We start from the raw sequence: 17,596 nt of genomic DNA, 5'->3' as shown, positions 1-17,596 counted from the left end.
TCTAAAGCGCGGGCTCTTTTTTTTGCCGTCCGCCGATCGTTGCCGGGCGGCGTCTTTCGGTACGACCGGCGCGCATCGCCGGCCGACCGCCAAGCTCATGACCGTAGCCGCCAAAGCCTTTGCCGCCACCGTGAACCACTTGCTTGCCCGCGAACCGTGGGCGCGCGACCGTCTGCGCCATCACATCGGGGCGTCTGCCCGGCTGGCGATGTCGGCCATCGACCTGCGTCTGCGCGTGGGCGACGACGGCTATCTGGTCGCCGCCGATGCCAACCTGTCTTGCGACGTCAGCATCGCGGTGCCGCCGGCGGCGCTCGCCGACTTCGCGGGCGGCGGTCAGGCGGCTGTCATGCGACACGTCAAGATCGAGGGCGATGCCGAGTTTGCCAACACGGTCTCCTATCTGGCCCAGCATCTGCGCTGGGAGGTGGCCGAAGACCTGAGCAAGGTGATCGGCGACGCGGCGGCACACCGGGTGACCGAAACCGGCAAGGCGGCGGTGGCCGGCGCACGCCGCACCGGCGGCACGCTGGCGCGCTCGCTCGCCGATTACCTCGTGGAGGAGAACCCGCTGCTGGTCGGGCGTGGGCGCCTCGATGCGATGCGCAGCGGCATCGGCACGCTGCGCGACGATCTCGCGCGGCTGGAAAAGCGCCTGGAGAAGCTCGAACGCCAGACGGCCGGGCGCGATGCGGCAGCCGCCTCGGTATCCCGCCCCCTGGGAGGTCGCTGAACGATGCGCCTCCTGCGTCTGATCAAGATCTTTTTCGTCAGCTACCGCTACGGGCTCGACGAACTGGTGCTCTCGAGCATTCCTCATCCCATGGCACGCGGGCTGCTGCGCGTGTTGTCGTTCGGGCGCAGTGGGCTCAAAGCGCCGCGCGGCGAACGTTTGCGCCTCGCGCTTGAATCGCTGGGGCCGATTTTCGTGAAGTTCGGACAAGTGCTCTCGACGCGCCGTGATCTGATGCCGCCCGATATCGCGCAGGAACTGGCGCGTCTCCAGGATCAGGTGCCGCCGTTTGATCCGGCAGTTGCCCGCGCGAGCATCGAGAAGTCGCTGGGTCACCCACTCGAAGACGTCTTCGTGGAATTCGAGCGCATGCCGGTCGCGAGCGCCTCGATTGCGCAGGTGCACTTCGCCCGAGTTCGCGATGGCGAGCACGCCGGCAAAGAAGTCGCGGTCAAGGTATTGCGCCCGAATATGCTCAACGTGATCGACAGCGATCTGGCGCTCATGCGCGATCTCGCCGGTTGGGTCGAGCGGTTGTGGCCAGACGGCAAGCGGTTGAAGCCGCGTGAGGTGGTCGCCGAGTTCGACAAGTATCTGCACGACGAACTCGACCTGATGCGCGAGGCCGCCAACGCCGCGCAACTTCGTCGCAACTTCATCGACTCGGGCATGCTGATGGTGCCCGAGATCTATTGGGAATTCAGTTCCAGCGCCGTCCTCGTGATGGAGCGCATGCACGGGGTGCCGATCAGCCAGATCGACGTGCTGCGCGAGGCGGGCGTCGACCTCAAGAAGCTTGCGCGCGAGGGCGTCGAGATCTTCTTCACCCAGTTCCTGCGCGACGGCTTCTTCCACGCCGACATGCATCCGGGCAACATCCTGGTCAGTCTCGACCCGGCGACGTTCGGCCGGTATATCGCACTCGACTGCGGCATCGTCGGCGCGCTGTCCGAGTTCGACAAGAATTACCTCGCGCAGAACTTCCTCGCGTTCTTCCGTCGCGACTACCACCGGGTGGCATCGCTGCATCTGGAGTCGGGCTGGGTGCCGGCCGACACGCGGGTCGAAGAACTCGAAGGGGCGATTCGCGCCGTCTGCGAGCCTTACTTCGACCGGCCGCTCAAGGAGATTTCGCTCGGGCTCGTGCTCATGCGCCTGTTCCAGACGTCGCGCCGCTTCAACGTCGAGATTCAACCGCAGCTCGTGCTGCTGCAAAAGACGCTGCTCAATATCGAAGGTCTCGGCCGTCAGCTCGACCCGGATCTGGATTTGTGGAAGACGGCCAAGCCGTTCCTCGAACGGTGGATGGCCGAACAGATCGGCCCGCGCGGCTGGCTTGAACGGCTGAAGGCCGAAGCGCCGCAGTGGAGCAAGACGATGCCGCAACTGCCGCGGCTCATCCACCAGGCGCTCGCCGCGCATGCGCGTCCGCAGGACGACACCGTGCTGCTCGCGTTACTTCAGGAACAACGCCGCACCAATCGGCTGCTGACGGGCGCGTTCTGTCTGGTGGGCGGCGTCGCCATCGGCGTGTTGACGGCATTTGTCTGGCTCTACGGCGGATTCTGAAAATAGCGGAGCCTATGGTGCCCATCGTCCGAACGCCTTACGTCGCATTTGCCGCCCCTCGAGAAGATGACCGCCCGGAGACGGGCGGTGCGTCCGCCGCGCCTGCCGCACCTTCCGTCCCGACTTTCTCCCATCGCGATCCGTCGCGCGCGGAATTCTGGGACGAGCGTTTCGCGAGTGCCTTCATGCCTTGGGATGCGGCCGGGGTGCCCAGGGCGCTGCGCGACTTCGTCGCAGGCGAGGGCGCACCCCGGGCCACGCTGATCCCGGGCTGTGGCTCGGCGTATGAGGCCGCGTGGCTCGACACGCAAGGCTGGCCGGTGCGGGCCATCGACTTCTCGGCGACCGCCGTCGCGTCGGCCAAGGCGGGGCTCGGTTCACACGCGGCGCTCGTGGAACAGGCCGATTTCTTCACCTATACGCCGCCGTTCGCGCTCGAGGTGGTCTACGAGCGGGCGTTTCTCTGCGCCTTGCCCCGCACCCTCTGGCAGGACTACGCACGCCGGATGGCGCAACTGCTGCCCCAAGGTGGACGTCTGGCCGGATTCTTCTTCCTCAAGGAAACGCTGAAGGGCCCGCCGTTCGGCATCGCGCCGGACGCCCTGGATGCTCTGCTCGGTCAGGACTTCGTCTGCGAGGCGGACCGGCTTGTCGACGACTCGGTGCCGGTCTTCGCCGGGGCCGAACACTGGATGATCTGGCGCCGGCGCTGAGCGTCGAACACGCCTTTTGGCGTCTCGGCGGTGACTGCGCACAGGCACCATCAGCATGCAACGTCACCTCAGACGCTAGGCAATTCCCGATATTTGCCGCCATCGAACCGGGCCGTCGCGATTTTTCCTCCCCGCGTCGCGCTCGCGCCGCTATAATCGGCCGAAATTTTTTCGCCAGGCGGCACAGCGGGCAGATAAAAGCGCTCCATCGCATCGGCCCCGTCATGCACGACCTGATTTTCTGTTGCCCGGAAGGCTGAGGCCCAAGGCGCGGTATCGTTCGCTTGCGCAGTGGCCGTTTGAGGCCGGACCGGGCGCAAGACGGACGCCGCCACGCCATGACCGACGCCCCGGGGATTGGCGGGGGCCGCGCTATGCTGATCTGGTTTGTCATACTGTATTGGGTCATTTCAGTGGCCATCGGGCTGTTGGCCGCCCTCAAGGTCCGCAATACCAAGGATTTCACCGTCGCCGGCCGTCGCCTGCCCTACGGCATGGTCATCGCCGTGGTCTTCGCCACCTGGTTCGGCTCAGAAGCGGTGCTCGGCATTCCCGCCACCTTCCTCGGCGAAGGGCTGCGCGGCGTGGTCTCGGATCCGTTCGGTTCGTCGATGTGCCTGGTGCTCGTCGGCATGTTTTTCGCCCGCAAGCTGTATCGCATGAACCTCATGACGATCGGCGACTTCTACAAGCTCAGGTACAACCGTACGGTTGAAGTGGTGACGAGTATCGCCATCGTGATCTCGTACCTCGGCTGGGTCGGTGCGCAGATCAAGGCGCTGGGACTCGTGTTTCACGCGGTGTCCGGCGGCGCAATGTCCGAGCCCATGGGCATGGTGATCGGCGCGGTCTCGGTGCTGGCCTATACGCTGCTCGGCGGCATGATCTCGGTGGCGGTGACCGACTTCATCCAGATGATCATCATCGTCGTGGGGCTTGTGTACATCGCTGTGCAGGTCTCTGGCATGGTGCCGGGGGGGGCGAGCGCGGTGATCACACACGCGGCTCAGGCCGGCAAGTTCGCGTTCCTGCCGGAGTTGAACCCAACCGAAGTGCTGGCGTTCATTGCCGCGGGCATTACCATGATGTTCGGCTCGATTCCGCAACAGGACGTGTTCCAGCGCGTGATGTCGTCCAAGTCGGAGAATGTCGCGGTCGCCGGTTCGGTCACGGGCGGCGTGCTGTACTTCTTCTTCACGTTCATCCCCATCTTCCTGGCCTACTCGGCCCTGCTGATCGCCCCGTCGATGGTGCAGAAGTACATCGGCACCGATCCGCAACAGATTCTGCCGCAGTTGGTGCTTACTAGTGTGCCGGTCGTGGCGCAAGTGATGTTCTTCGGTGCGCTCCTCTCGGCCATCAAGAGCTGCGCGTCGGCCACGCTGCTGGCGCCCTCGGTGACGTTCGCGGAGAACATCGTCCGCCCGATGCTGCGCGGTCGTATCGACGACAAGCACCTGCTGCGACTGATGCGTATCGTCGTGCTCTGTTTCACGGCGCTGGTGCTGGTGTACGCGCTGAATTCCACGGCGTCGATCTTCCATATGGTCGAGAGCGCATACAAGGTCACGCTCGTGTGTTGCTTCGTGCCGCTGGCGTTCGGACTTTACTGGAAGCGTTCGAGCTCGCTGGGCGGCACGCTCGCCGTGCTCTTCGGCCTGGTCGTCTGGATCGGGTGCGAATGGCTGGCGCCCGAGGCCATGGTGCCGGCGCAGTTGGCGGGGCTGGCGGCCTCGATCGCCGGCATGGTCATTGGCTCGCTCCTCCAACCCAACGCAGGGCATGCGCAGTCTCGGGAGCCGCAGGCGTCGACGATCTGACGACCCAGGCCGGGAAGCCTTTCACTACGCGGATTACGGCAACGACCCATCTTGATCTTGGGTCGTTGCGGCCCCATATGTCGCTGGACAAATCCCGAAAGCCTTGTGAAGCGGTTATAATTCAAGGCTTTGCGCGCCTTTTTCCGTCGGAAAGTACCATGCCTATCTATGCCTATCGTTGCGAAACATGCGGTTTCGCCAAGGATGTGCTGCAAAAAATGAGCGATGATCCGCTCTCCCAGTGCCCGGAATGCGGCAAGGACACGTTTCGCAAGCAGGTGACTGCGGCCGGGTTCCAGCTCAAGGGTTCGGGGTGGTATGTGACCGATTTCCGTGGCGGTTCGGGCGGCGCGAGTGCCTCGGGCGCGGCGTCGACCTCGTCGGCGCCGGCAGCGGCGTCGGGCGAGAGCGCGACGTCGTCCGCTTCGGCCTCGTCGTCTGGCGGCGAGTCGTCGAGCGCGCCGGCGGCGAGCTGTGGCGGCGGTTGCGCCTGCCACTGAGATAGACAGAACGATGCGCGTTCGAGCCCGGCGGCCGGATGCGCCGGAACGCGGATTCGCCTGCTGACATACCCATAGCCGCCCACCTTCGCGAGCCCTGCCATGCGCGTTAAAAAACCCGCGTTGAAGACGATTTTCCTCACCGGCCTGCTGGTGCTGGTGCCGCTCGCCATCACGCTGTGGGTCCTCGGCCTGATCATCGGCACGATGGATCAGACCTTGCTGCTGTTGCCGGACGACTGGCAGCCGTCGCACCTTATCGGCATGCGCGTGCCCGGCTTCGGCGTGGTGGTGACGCTCGCGTTCGTGTTCGTCGTTGGCCTTCTGGCGCATAATTTCATCGGCCAGAAGCTGGTCGGCTGGTGGGAAGCCATCCTGACGCGCATTCCCATCGTTGGACCGCTGTATGGCAGCGTCAAGCAGGTGTCCGACACCTTGCTGTCGAGCAACGGCAACGCGTTTCGCAAGGCGTTGCTCGTGCGATATCCGCACGCGGATTCCTGGACCATCGCTTTCCTGACCGGCGCGCCGGGCGGCGACGTGGTCAATCATTTGCAGGGCGAGTTCGTGAGCGTCTATGTCCCGACGACGCCGAACCCGACGTCGGGTTTCTTCCTGATGATGCGGGCGAGCGACGTGGTCGAACTCGACATGACGGTCGATGCCGCCCTCAAGTACATCGTATCGATGGGCGTGGTGGCGCCCGCCCACAACCCGCGCCAGCAACGTCCCGGTCCGCTCCTCTGAGCCACCGGGAATCGCCGGCGCCATTTTTTGAAAATCGGAACAGCAAAATGTCCATGCGTACCTCCTACTGCGGTCTGGTGACCGAGCAACAACTGGGCCAAACGGTCAAGCTGTGTGGCTGGGTCAATCGCCGCCGCGATCACGGCGGGGTCATTTTCATCGACCTGCGCGATCGCGAAGGTCTGGTGCAGGTCGTGTGCGATCCGGACCGCGCGGAGATGTTCAAGGCCGCCGAAGGCCTGCGCAATGAATTCTGCGTGCAGATCACGGGCCTGGTGCGCAGCCGTCCGGCGGGCACCGAGAACGCCAACCTGACGAGCGGCAAGATCGAAGTGCTGTGCCACGCGCTCGAAGTGCTCAACCCGTCGGTCACGCCCCCGTTCCAGCTCGACGACGAAAACCTGTCGGAAACCACGCGCCTCACGCATCGCGTGCTGGATCTGCGTCGTCCGCAGATGCAATACAACCTGCGCCTGCGCTACAAGGTGGCGATGGAAGTGCGCAAATATCTCGACGCGCAAGGCTTCATCGACATCGAAACCCCGATGCTCACGAAGAGCACCCCGGAAGGCGCACGCGACTATCTGGTGCCCTCGCGTGTGAACGCCGGCATGTTCTTCGCGTTGCCGCAGTCGCCGCAGCTCTTCAAGCAGCTCTTGATGGTGGCCGGCTTCGACCGCTATTACCAGATCACCAAGTGCTTCCGCGACGAAGACCTGCGCGCTGACCGTCAGCCGGAATTCACGCAGATCGACTGCGAAACCTCGTTCCTCACGGAGCAGGAAATCCGCGATCTGTTCGAGAACATGATTCGTCACGTGTTCAAGGAAGCCATCGACGTCGACCTCGATGCCAAGGTGCCGGTCATGGAGTACGCGGAAGCGATGCGTCGCTTCGGCTCCGACAAGCCCGATCTGCGCGTGAAGCTCGAATTCACCGAGCTGACCGACGTGATGGGCGACGTGGACTTCAAGGTGTTCTCGGTGCCGGCCACGACCGAAGGCGGTCGCGTGGTTGCGCTGCGCGTGCCGGGCGGTGCGGAGATCTCGCGTAGCGAAATCGACGCCTACACCGATTTCGTGAAGATTTACGGCGCGAAGGGCCTGGCGTGGATCAAGGTCAACGAAGTGGCCAAGGGCCGCGACGGTCTGCAAAGCCCGATCGTGAAGAATCTGCACGACGCCGCCGTTGCCTCGATTCTCGAGCGTACCGGCGCGCAGGACGGCGACATCATTTTCTTCGGTGCGGACAAGGCCAAGGTGGTGAACGACGGCATCGGCGCGCTGCGCCTGAAGATCGGTCACTCGGAATTCGGCAAGAGCCACGGCCTGTTCGAAGCCGGCTGGCGTCCGCTGTGGGTCGTCGACTTCCCGATGTTCGAGTACGACGAGGAAGACGCCCGCTGGGTTGCGTGTCATCACCCGTTCACGAGCCCGAAGGACGAGCACATCGACTACCTCGAGACCGATCCGGGCAAGTGCCTGGCCAAAGCCTACGACATGGTGCTCAACGGCTGGGAAATCGGCGGCGGTTCGGTCCGTATCTTCCAGGAAGACGTGCAGAGCAAGGTGTTCCGTGCGCTCAATCTCGGTGAGGAAGAAGCGCGCGCGAAGTTCGGCTTCCTGCTCGACGCGCTGCAGTACGGCGCGCCGCCGCACGGGGGCATTGCGTTCGGTCTCGACCGCGTCATCACAATGATGGCCGGCGCCGATTCGATCCGCGACGTGATCGCGTTCCCGAAGACGCAACGTGCGCAGGATCTGCTCACGCAGGCACCGTCGTCGGTCGACGAGCGTCAACTGCGCGACCTGCATATCCGTCTGCGCCAGCCGGAAGCGCCCAAGGCCTGACGTGGCTCACGGGGCCGCTCGTCGGCCCCGCACGCAAGCTGAAAACCCCCTCTGCCGTCAGGCGAGGGGGTTTTCGTTTTTCGGGGGCATCGCGCATGCCGCAACACCCGGCGTTTGCCCTATACAATGCGTCATCGGTGCCGGTCTTCGGTGCCGTTCTCGAATCGCCACCTGCATGAAACCCTTCAAGATTCCCGAATCCGTGCTCGTCGTGATCTATACGCCGGCGCTCGATGTTCTGCTCATCGAGCGTGCCGACGCCGAGAACTTCTGGCAGTCGGTCACCGGCAGCAAGGACCGGCTCGACGAACCGCTGCTCGAGACGGCCGTGCGCGAAGTCTTCGAGGAGACCGGTATTCGCGTGGCAAACGGAACTGCGGTGCCCGCCGCTGCGCTGACCGATTGGCAGCACGAAATTCAGTACAACATCTATCCGCGTTGGGCCCATCGTTATGCGCCGGGCGTGACGCGCAATACGGAACACTGGTTCGGCTTGTGCGTGCCGCAGAACACCGCCGTGACGCTCTCGCCGCGCGAGCATGTCGCCTATGCGTGGCTGCCGTGGGAAGCGGCCGCCGCGCGTTGTTTTTCACCGTCGAACGGCGATGCCATCCGGCAGTTGCCGTTGCGCGTGCGCTAGCCGCGGCACGGCACGCCGATGAGCAAGTACCTGCCGTTCTCCCGCGATAACGATCTGACGCTGCTCTATCTCGGTCAGCGCTACTTCACAGCGCTCATTGCCGCCATCGATGGCGCCACCCGCGACGTGGCGCTCGAGACGTATATCTTCGAAGCCGACGAGGCGGGGCAGCAGGTCGCCGCAGCGCTGCAACGCGCCGCGCAACGCGGCGTTGCGGTACGCGTCATCCTCGACGGCATCGGCACGAGCCGCCGACTGCCGTTTCTCGCCGATTGGCGCGAGCGCGGTGTGGCGTATCGCATCTACAATCCGCGGCTGTTCGGCAAGTTCGGTTTCTCGCGCACGCACCGCAAGCTGGCCATCGTCGATCACGCGGTGGCATTTGTCGGCGGCATCAACATCATCGACGACGACAACGCCGGTGGCGACACCCGCATGGACGATCCGCGCTGGGACTTTGCCGTGCAATGCCGCGGTCCCATCGTCGCCGAAATCTCCATCGCGTTTCACATTCAGTGGCTGCGCCTCGCGCCGGGGTATCTGGGGACGCCGTTCCGTCATCGGCGCCGCGGGCAACGTGGGCGTCTGCACGCGCCTTACGCCGGTCAGGCAGCCTTCGTGGCACGCGATAACCTGCACAATCGTCGCGCGGTCGAAAAGGCGTACCTGATGGCGCTGGGCCGCGCGCGCCACGAGGTTTGGCTCGCGAATCCCTATTTCGTGCCCGGCCGCCGGCTGCGACGTGCACTGACGCAGGCGGCCCGACGCGGCGTGGCGGTGCATCTGCTGATCGGCCGCAACGAGTTCCGCCTGCTCGATGCCGCGGTGCCCTGGCTTTACGCCAAGTTGCTCGATGCCGGCGTGCGCATCGGCGAGTACGACGTGCGTCAACTGCATGGCAAGGTGGCTGTCGTCGACGACGTATGGGCGACGGTCGGCTCCTCCAATCTGGATGCGCTGTCGCTGTTCCTGAATCACGAAGCCAACGTGGTGGTGCTCGACGATCCGCTGGTCATCGAACTGCGCGACCACATCCGCCGAGCCTTTGACGAGGCGCGTCTCATCGACCCCGCCCGCTACGGCGCACGCTCGCGCTGGCGGCGCTTCCGCCAGTGGATGGCGTATCGCCTCTATCGCCTGACGATGCGGCTCCTCACGCGCGGCAAATACGACTGATTTTTGGGCGGATGCCGACGGATGATCCGCCGTTGCTCATGGCTCTCGGCCCTGTGCCGACGTCGCCGAACCCCGCCCTCCGACGGCTACCGATTAGGTATTCCGATCTAATAAATTCCTTGTTCGCCCATGGGTGTCCCCCAATAATAGGACGGCCGTTCGATTTTTTGGTTAGCATCGGAGAACGGATAACCAAAGCGATGCCAAAGATATGCGAAAGGGTGAACAGACACGAGCCGCCATCCTGAATGCCGCGCTGGAACTTGCGGGGCGCGATGGACTTGAGGGGCTGACGATCGGCTTGCTGGCTGATCGTATGCAGATGAGCAAGAGCGGCGTCTTCGCGCATTTCGGTTCGCGCGAGGACTTGCAGATTGAAGTGCTGCGCGAGTATCACCGGCGTTTCGAGGACGAGGTGTTCGCCCCCGGGATGGAAGCCCCGCGCGGCTTGCCGCGACTCAGGGCGCTGGTGGATCGCTGGATGGACAAGCGCATTCGCGAGGTGACGACGGGCTGTATCTATATCAGCGGTGCCGTCGAGTACGACGATCGCGCGGCCAGCCCGGTGCGCGAGGCCTTGGTGAAGAGCGTGCGGTTGTGGCGATCGGCCCTGCTGCGCGCGATCACGCAAGCGAAGGAGGAGGGGCATTTGCGTGCGGACACCGATCCGCGTCTGATGCTCTTTGAAATGTACAGCCTGACACTTGGCTTGCATCACGACGCGCGGTTCCTCCGGGAGCCGGGGGCCGTCGAGATGACCCGGGTGGCGCTGGAAAAACTGATTTCGTCTTATCAGCGCGGGTGAGGCGCGAGCCGTCCGCGATTCAATTCGATTTGTTCGGAGGAGTAGGTCATGGGACAGTACAACGCGCCGCTGCGCGACATGCAATTCGTTTTGCACGAACTGCTGGGCGTGGAAAACGAATTGAAGGCATTGCCGAAACACGCGGACATCGATGCCGACACCATCAACCAGGTGCTCGAAGAGGCCGGCAAGTTCTGCAGCGAAGTCGTCTTCCCGCTGAATCAGGTGGGTGATCGCGAGGGCTGCAAGTACGAAGGCGATGGCGTCGTCACGACGCCGACCGGCTTCAAGCAGGCCTATCGGCAATACGTCGAGGCCGGCTGGCCCTCGCTGGCGTGCGACCCCGCGTTCGGAGGCCAAGGGCTGCCGCAGGTCGTCAACAACGCCCTGTATGAAATGCTCAACTCCGCCAACCAGGCCTGGACGATGTATCCCGGCCTGTCGCACGGCGCTTACGAGTGCCTGCATGCGCATGGCACGCCTGAGCAGCAATCCACCTATCTGCCGAAGATCGTATCGGGCGAATGGACCGGTACGATGTGCCTGACCGAGCCGCACTGCGGCACCGACCTGGGCATGCTGCGCACGAAGGCCGAGCCGAATGGCGACGGCTCGTACGCCATCTCCGGCACCAAGATCTTCATCTCCGCCGGCGAGCACGACATGGCCGCCAACATCGTCCACCTTGTGCTGGCCCGCCTGCCGGACGCGCCGCCGGGAACGAAGGGTATCTCGCTGTTCGTTGTGCCGAAGTTCATCCCCGACGCGAATGGCGCACCGGGTGAGCGCAACGGCATCAAGTGCGGCTCGATCGAGCACAAGATGGGCATTCACGGCAATGCCACCTGCGTGATGAACCTCGACGGCGCGCGCGGCTGGCTCGTTGGCGAACCGAACAAGGGCCTGAATGCCATGTTCGTGATGATGAACGCCGCGCGTCAGGGCGTGGGCATGCAGGGCATGGGCCTGACGGAAGTCGCCTACCAGAACTCGTTGGTGTACGCGAAGGAGCGCATTCAGATGCGCTCGCTCACCGGCCCGAAGGCGCCGGACAAGCCGGCGGATCCGATCATCGTGCATCCGGACGTGCGCCGCATGCTGCTCACGCAGAAAGCCTATGTGGAAGGCGGTCGCGCGTTCTCTTACTGGACCGCGCTGCACATCGACAAGGAGCTGTCGCACGGTGACGAAGCCGAGCGTCGTGAAGCCGCCGATCTGGTCGCGCTGCTCACGCCGATCATCAAGGCCTTCCTGACCGACAACGCGTTCGAGTGCACCAACCATGCGATGCAGATTTACGGCGGCCACGGCTTCATCTCCGAGTGGGGCATGGAGCAGTATGTGCGCGACGCACGCATCAACATGATCTACGAGGGCACGAACTCGATTCAGGCGCTCGACCTGCTGGGCCGCAAGGTGCTCGGCGACATGGGGGCGAAGCTCAAGAAGTTCGGCAAGCTCGTGCAGGACTTCGTCGAGGCCGAAGGCACGAAGGAAGAAATGCAGGAGTTCGTCAATCCCCTCGCGGACATCGGCGACAAGGTGCAGAAGCTGACGATGGAAATCGGCATGAAGGCCATGGCCAATCCAGACGAAGTGGGCGCCGCCTCGGTGCCGTATCAGCGCGTGGTCGGCCATCTCGTGTTCGCTTACTTCTGGGCACGCATGGCGCGCATCGCGCTTGACAAGCAAGGCAGCGGCGACAAGTTCTACGAATCGAAGCTCGCCACGGCGCGTTTCTATTTCGCCAAGTTGCTGCCGGAGACCGCGTCGCAAATCCGCATGGCCCGTGCCGGTGCGAAGACGCTGATGGAAGTCGACGTCGACCTGTTCTGAGAGCGGAGGAGATCACCGTGAGCCAAACCAACAAACCCCTGGTCGTACGCAAGGTCGCTGTGCTGGGCGCCGGCGTGATGGGTGCGCAGATTGCCGCGCACCTCGTCAATGCGAAAGTGCCCGTCGTGCTGTTCGATCTGCCGGCCAAGGAAGGCCCGAAGAATGGCATCGTCCTGCGTGCCATCGACGGCCTGAAGAAGCTGAGCCCCGCGCCGTTCGCCGACAAGGCCGACGCCCAATACATCGAAGCGGCGAATTACGAGGACGACCTTGCCACCCTCGCCGGCTGCGACGTGGTGATCGAAGCGATCGCCGAGCGCATGGACTGGAAGCATGACCTGTACAAGAAGGTCGCGCCGCATCTGGCCAAGCACGCAATTTTCGCGTCGAATACGTCGGGCCTGTCGATCACTGAACTCTCGGAAGGCTTCGATGCCGATCTGAAGTCGCGCTTCTGCGGCGTGCACTTCTTCAATCCCCCGCGCTATATGCATCTGGTCGAATTGATCCCGACCGCCACCACGGCGCCGGAGATTCTCGACCAACTCGAAACGTTCCTCACGTCCACGCTCGGCAAGGGCGTGGTGCGCGCGAAGGATACGCCGAACTTCATCGCCAACCGCGTGGGCGTGTTCTCGATTCTAGCGGTGTTCGCCGAAGCGCAGAAGTATGGCATTCCGTTCGATGTGGTCGATGACCTGACCGGCAGCAAGCTGGGTCGTGCCAAGTCGGCCACGTTCCGCACGGCCGACGTGGTCGGTCTGGACACGATGGCGCACGTGATCAAGACGATGCAGGATGGCCTCAAGGACGACCCGTTCGCCCCGACGTATGCCACGCCGCCGGTGCTCAAGGCACTCGTAGAAAAGGGCGCGCTGGGTCAGAAGACGGGCGCGGGTTTCTACAAGAAGGAAGGCAAGGTCATCAAGGTGCTCGACCCGCAATCGGGTGAGTATGTCGAGTCGGGCAAGAAGGCCGACGAGATGGTCGTGCGCATTCTGAAGAAAGCGCCGGCCGAGCGTCTGCGTCTGCTGCGCGAATCGACGAACCCGCAAGCCCAGTTTCTGTGGGCGGTGTTCCGCGATGTGTTCCATTACATCGGTGTGTATCTCGAGCAGATCGCCGACAACGCACGTGAAATCGACTTCGCGATTCGCTGGGGCTTCGGCTGGAGCACCGGTCCGTTCGAGGACTGGCAAGCTGCGGGCTGGAAGGACATTGCGCAGTGGGTGCAGGAAGACATCGACGCCGGTCAGGCGCTCTCGAGCGCGCCGCTGCCCAAGTGGGTGACGAGCGGCAAGGTCGCCGAGGCGGGCGGTGTGCACACGGCGAATGGCTCGTATGCACCGGCCAAGGACGCGTTCGTTGCGCGCAGCACGCTGCCGGTGTATCAGCGTCAGGTTTTCCCGGCCTCGCTCGTGGGCGACGCCAGCGCCGATCCGCGCAAGTTCGGCAAGACCATCGAAGAGAACGACGCCGTGCGCCTGTGGGTCGACGAGACCCCGGGGCAGGACGACGTGCTTATCGTCTCGTTCAAGTCGAAGATGAACACCATCGGGCCGGCCGTCATCGACGGGCTGACCCGCGCGATCGATCTGGCCGAGCAGCACTATCGCGGTGTGGTCGTATGGCAGCCCACGTCGCTCAAACTCGGTGCGCCGGGTGGTCCGTTCTCTGCCGGCGCCGATCTCGAAGCGGCCATGCCCGCGTTCATGATGGGCGGGGCGAAGGGTATCGAGCCGTTCATCAAGAAGTTCCAGGACGGCATGATGCGTGTGAAGTACGCGCAGGTGCCCGTCGTCTCGGCCGTCTCCGGTATTGCGCTGGGCGGCGGGTGCGAGCTGTTGCTGCATAGCGCGAAGCGCGTGGCGGCGCTCGAGAGCTACATCGGTCTCGTGGAAGTCGGTGTCGGGCTGGTGCCGGGCGGCGGCGGCCTGAAGGAAGCGGCGATCCGCGCAGCGGAAGCCGCGAGTGCCGCGGGCAGCGTGCAGTATCTCCAGTTCGTGACCAAGTCGTTCACCAATGCGGCGATGGCGAAGGTCTCGGCCTCGGCGCTCGACGCCCGCGACATGGGCTATCTGAAGCCGACGGACACCATCGTGTACAACGTGCACGAACTGCTGTCGGTCGCCCGTAACGAGGCGCGCGCGCTGGCCATTGCCGGCTATCGTCCGCCGCTCAAGCCGGCTGGCATTCCTGTCGCTGGTCGCTCGGGGATCTCGACCATCAAGGCGTCGCTCGTGAATATGCGAGACGGCAACTTCATCTCGGCGCACGACTTCCTCATCGCCTCGCGCATCGCCGAAGCCGTGTGCGGCGGCGACGTGGAGGCCGGCAGCCTCGTGAACGAAGAATGGCTGCTGGCGCTCGAGCGTCGCGCCTTCATCGAACTGCTGGGCACGTCGAAGACCCAGGAACGCATCATGGGCATGCTGCAATCCGGCAAGCCGGTGCGCAACTAAGCCGATCGGAGACTGACATGAGCAAACAACTGCAAGACGCCTACATCGTTGCCGCCACGCGCGCGCCGATCGGCAAGGCACCCAAGGGCAGCTACAAGAACACGCGTCCGGACGACCTGCTCGCGACCATTCTCAAGAGTGCGCTCGCGCAGGTGCCGGATCTCGATCCTAAGGTCATCGAGGACGCCATCATCGGCTGTGCCATTCCCGAAGCCCAGCAGGGCCTGAACGTGGCGCGTATCGGCGCGCTGCTCTCGGGTCTGCCGAACACGGTGGGCGGGGTGACCGTCAACCGTTTCTGCGCCTCGGGCCTCACGGCGCTCGCGATGGCGGCGGACCGCATTCGTGTGGGCGAAGCCGACGCAATGTTCGCCGGGGGTATCGAGAGCATGAGCATGGTGCCGATGATGGGCAACACGCCGTCGCTCTCGCCGTCGATCTTCGAGCGCGACGAGAACGTGGGCATCGCGTACGGCATGGGGCTGACCGCCGAGAAGGTGGCGCAGCAATGGGGCGTGACGCGCGACGCGCAGGACGCCTTCGCGCTGGCCTCCCACCAGAAGGCGATCCAGGCGCAACAGGCGGGCGAATTCACGAACGAGATCACGCCGATCGAGATCGTCGAACGCTTCCCGAATCTGGCCACCGGCGACGTGTCGATCAAGACGCGCACGTTGTCGCTCGACGAAGGCCCGCGGCCGGATACGTCGATCGAAGGGCTCGGCAAACTGCGTCCGGTCTTCGCGAACAAGGGGTCGGTCACGGCCGGCAACAGTTCGCAGACGTCGGATGGTGCCGGCGCGCTGCTCGTCGTGAGCGAGAAGATTCTCAAGCAGTTCAACCTCACGCCGCTCGCCCGTTTCGTGTCGTTCGCCGTGCGCGGCGTGCCGCCCGAGATCATGGGTATCGGTCCGAAGGAGGCGATTCCCGCGGCTCTGCGCGCGGCGGGCCTGTCGCAGCAGGACATGGACTGGATCGAACTGAACGAGGCGTTTGCCGCGCAGGCCCTTGCCGTCATCAAGGATCTGGATCTCGACACCCGCAAGGTCAACCCGATGGGCGGCGCTATCGCGCTGGGCCACCCGCTGGGCGCGACCGGCGCGATCCGTGCCGCGACCGTGGTGCACGCGCTGCGCCGTCACAACCTGAAGTACGGGATGGTGACCATGTGCGTGGGGACCGGCATGGGCGCGGCGGGGATTCTCGAGCGCATGTAAGCGGGCGTGCCGTAGGCCGTCCGCTGGCAATCGTCAGACATGCGGCGGACGACGGCCCAGGGCGCCGGGGTGCGGTTTCGCAACAGCGCGACCGCCCCCGGCGTTCTCATCTACGGCGGGCAGTGACCCGGCGTCGCCAGAGGCCCGGAACATCCGAGGAGACACACGAGATGGAAGACGTATTGGTGCATCGCCAGGGCGCGGTGCAGGTGCTGACCTTCAACCGCGCGCACAAGAAGAATGCGATTACCGCCGCGATGTATCAGGCAATGGCCGAAGGCATTGCCGAGGCGGAGGCCGATCCGTCGTTGCGCGTGATCCTGATCCAGGGGCAGCCGGAGGCCTTTTCGGCAGGCAACGATCTCGAAGACTTTCTGAAAAACCCGCCGAAGGACGACGACGCCCCCGTGTTCCAGTTCCTGCGTGCGATCAGCCAGGCGACCAAACCCATTGTCGCGGCCGTGGCGGGCAATGCGGTCGGCGTCGGCACGACACTGCTGCTGCACTGCGATGTCGTGTATGCCACGCAAACCGCTCGCTTCTCGCTGCCGTTTTCGCAACTGGCGTTGTGTCCGGAGGCGGCGTCGAGCTGGCTGCTGCCGCGCGTGGCGGGCTACCAGCGTGCCGCCGAGAAGCTGCTTTTCGGTGAGCCGTTCGACGTGAACGAGGCCGTCGCGATGGGCTTCGTCAACCGTGCTGTGCCGGCGGACGAACTGGCCGACTACGCCGCGAAGCGTGCCGCGCAACTCGCGGCCATGCCGGCGGCGTCGCTGCGCGTGACCAAGCAGCTGATGAAGGGCGACAGCGCGCAAGCGGTGCAGTCGCGTATTCGCGACGAGGCGTTGGAGTTCGGTAAACGGCTCGTCTCTCCGGAAGCGCGTGAGGCGTTCACGGCGTTCTTCGAGAAGCGCAAGCCGGATTTCAGTCAGTTTTCATAACGCCTCCGCCGTCGCCGGGAAGACTCGGCGGCACAGCAGGCGCATCGACGCCGCACGCCTCATTCTGCGAGACGGCGGCGTTTTTTTGTTGGCGGACGCTCAGCTCGCCGTGTCGAGCTTGGGCAGCGGGCGCGGACGGCGATCTTCGTCGGTCGCCACGTACGTGACCATCGCCTCGGTGACCTTGACGATCTCGTGCGACAGGCGCATGCGTTGCGCATAGGCCTCGACGTAGACGGTGATCGACGTATTGCCGGTCTTCACGATCGTCGCGTAAAAGCTCAGCAGGTCGCCCACGAACACCGGCTCCTTGAACAGGAACGAGTTGACGGCAATGGTCGCCACGCGGCCGTTGGCGCGCTGTGCGGCGGGAATCGAGCCGGCAATGTCGACCTGCGACATGATCCAGCCGCCGAATACGTCGCCGTGGGCGTTGGCGTCGGCAGGCATCGGCAGTACGCGCAACGCCAGTTCTTTTTCTTCGGGCAGGGCCGTGAGGGCGGCAGTCGAGGTACTCATGAGGATCCTTGCGTGAGCCGGGAAGACTGCGAAAGTCGGAAACCGCGAGAAAGACGGCGACGGCACGCCGC

General features: G+C 64.3%; 15 protein-coding genes. 14 read left to right on the top strand and 1 reads right to left on the bottom strand.

Features of this window, described 5'->3' with window-relative positions:
• The first annotated feature begins 97 nt into the window (after window positions 1-97).
• The 14 genes from BGP02_RS20535 (at window position 98) to BGP02_RS20470 (ending at window position 17,006) form a co-directional block, all read left to right on the top strand.
• The gene (locus BGP02_RS20535; protein WP_039830728.1) at window positions 98-733 is read left to right on the top strand and encodes a ubiquinone biosynthesis accessory factor UbiJ; all 636 of its coding nucleotides are present in this window, start codon (window positions 98-100) and stop codon (window positions 731-733) included.
• A gap of 3 nt (window positions 734-736) precedes the next feature.
• A complete protein-coding gene (gene ubiB / locus BGP02_RS20530) occupies window positions 737-2,302 on the top strand; it encodes a ubiquinone biosynthesis regulatory protein kinase UbiB (protein WP_261939205.1) in 1,566 nt (521 codons plus the stop codon).
• Between the two features lie 14 nt (window positions 2,303-2,316).
• On the top strand, window positions 2,317-3,015 hold the full coding sequence (locus BGP02_RS20525; protein ID WP_017235622.1) for a methyltransferase domain-containing protein: 699 nt from the start codon (window positions 2,317-2,319) through the stop codon (window positions 3,013-3,015).
• 374 nt (window positions 3,016-3,389) lie between these two features.
• Entirely contained in the window at window positions 3,390-4,835 is a 1,446-nt protein-coding gene (locus tag BGP02_RS20520; RefSeq protein WP_286799237.1) for a high affinity choline transporter 1, read from the top strand.
• A gap of 158 nt (window positions 4,836-4,993) precedes the next feature.
• A complete protein-coding gene (locus BGP02_RS20515; RefSeq protein WP_261939204.1) occupies window positions 4,994-5,335 on the top strand; it encodes an FmdB family zinc ribbon protein in 342 nt (113 codons plus the stop codon).
• 102 nt (window positions 5,336-5,437) lie between these two features.
• A complete protein-coding gene (locus BGP02_RS20510) occupies window positions 5,438-6,082 on the top strand; it encodes a DUF502 domain-containing protein (protein ID WP_017235625.1) in 645 nt (214 codons plus the stop codon).
• A gap of 47 nt (window positions 6,083-6,129) precedes the next feature.
• A complete protein-coding gene (gene aspS, locus BGP02_RS20505) occupies window positions 6,130-7,932 on the top strand; it encodes an aspartate--tRNA ligase (protein WP_017235626.1) in 1,803 nt (600 codons plus the stop codon).
• A 175-nt stretch (window positions 7,933-8,107) separates the two neighbouring features.
• Window positions 8,108-8,572 carry a dihydroneopterin triphosphate diphosphatase gene (nudB, locus tag BGP02_RS20500; protein ID WP_017235627.1) on the top strand — a complete coding sequence of 155 codons (465 nt, stop codon included), beginning with the start codon at window positions 8,108-8,110 and terminating at the stop codon, window positions 8,570-8,572.
• An 18-nt stretch (window positions 8,573-8,590) separates the two neighbouring features.
• On the top strand, window positions 8,591-9,748 hold the full coding sequence (gene clsB / locus BGP02_RS20495; protein ID WP_268567280.1) for a cardiolipin synthase ClsB: 1,158 nt from the start codon (window positions 8,591-8,593) through the stop codon (window positions 9,746-9,748).
• Between the two features lie 211 nt (window positions 9,749-9,959).
• Complete coding sequence (locus tag BGP02_RS20490) at window positions 9,960-10,553, top strand: TetR/AcrR family transcriptional regulator (RefSeq protein ID WP_017235629.1); 594 nt, start codon at window positions 9,960-9,962, stop codon at window positions 10,551-10,553.
• A 48-nt stretch (window positions 10,554-10,601) separates the two neighbouring features.
• The gene (locus BGP02_RS20485) at window positions 10,602-12,389 is read left to right on the top strand and encodes an acyl-CoA dehydrogenase C-terminal domain-containing protein (protein ID WP_286799130.1); all 1,788 of its coding nucleotides are present in this window, start codon (window positions 10,602-10,604) and stop codon (window positions 12,387-12,389) included.
• A gap of 17 nt (window positions 12,390-12,406) precedes the next feature.
• The gene (locus tag BGP02_RS20480; RefSeq protein ID WP_286799129.1) at window positions 12,407-14,851 is read left to right on the top strand and encodes a 3-hydroxyacyl-CoA dehydrogenase/enoyl-CoA hydratase family protein; all 2,445 of its coding nucleotides are present in this window, start codon (window positions 12,407-12,409) and stop codon (window positions 14,849-14,851) included.
• Window positions 14,852-14,868: 17 nt separating this feature from the next.
• Window positions 14,869-16,068: an acetyl-CoA C-acyltransferase gene (locus BGP02_RS20475; protein ID WP_017235632.1), complete on the top strand. Its 1,200-nt coding sequence runs from the start codon at window positions 14,869-14,871 to the stop codon at window positions 16,066-16,068.
• Window positions 16,069-16,238: 170 nt separating this feature from the next.
• Window positions 16,239-17,006, top strand: a complete 768-nt coding sequence (locus BGP02_RS20470) for an enoyl-CoA hydratase (protein ID WP_150562441.1) — start codon at window positions 16,239-16,241, stop codon at window positions 17,004-17,006.
• 99 nt (window positions 17,007-17,105) lie between these two features.
• On the opposite strand, the gene BGP02_RS20465 is transcribed toward BGP02_RS20470, so the two are convergent.
• Complete coding sequence (locus BGP02_RS20465) at window positions 17,106-17,525, bottom strand: acyl-CoA thioesterase (RefSeq protein WP_017235634.1); 420 nt, start codon at window positions 17,523-17,525, stop codon at window positions 17,106-17,108.
• Window positions 17,526-17,596 lie beyond the last annotated feature (71 nt).

Origin of the sequence: Pandoraea sp. 64-18 (assembly GCF_001899225.1) — a bacterium.
Taxonomy (GTDB): Bacteria; Pseudomonadota; Gammaproteobacteria; order Burkholderiales; family Burkholderiaceae; genus Pandoraea; species Pandoraea cepalis.
This window is presented reverse-complemented; position numbering and strand designations above follow the sequence as displayed.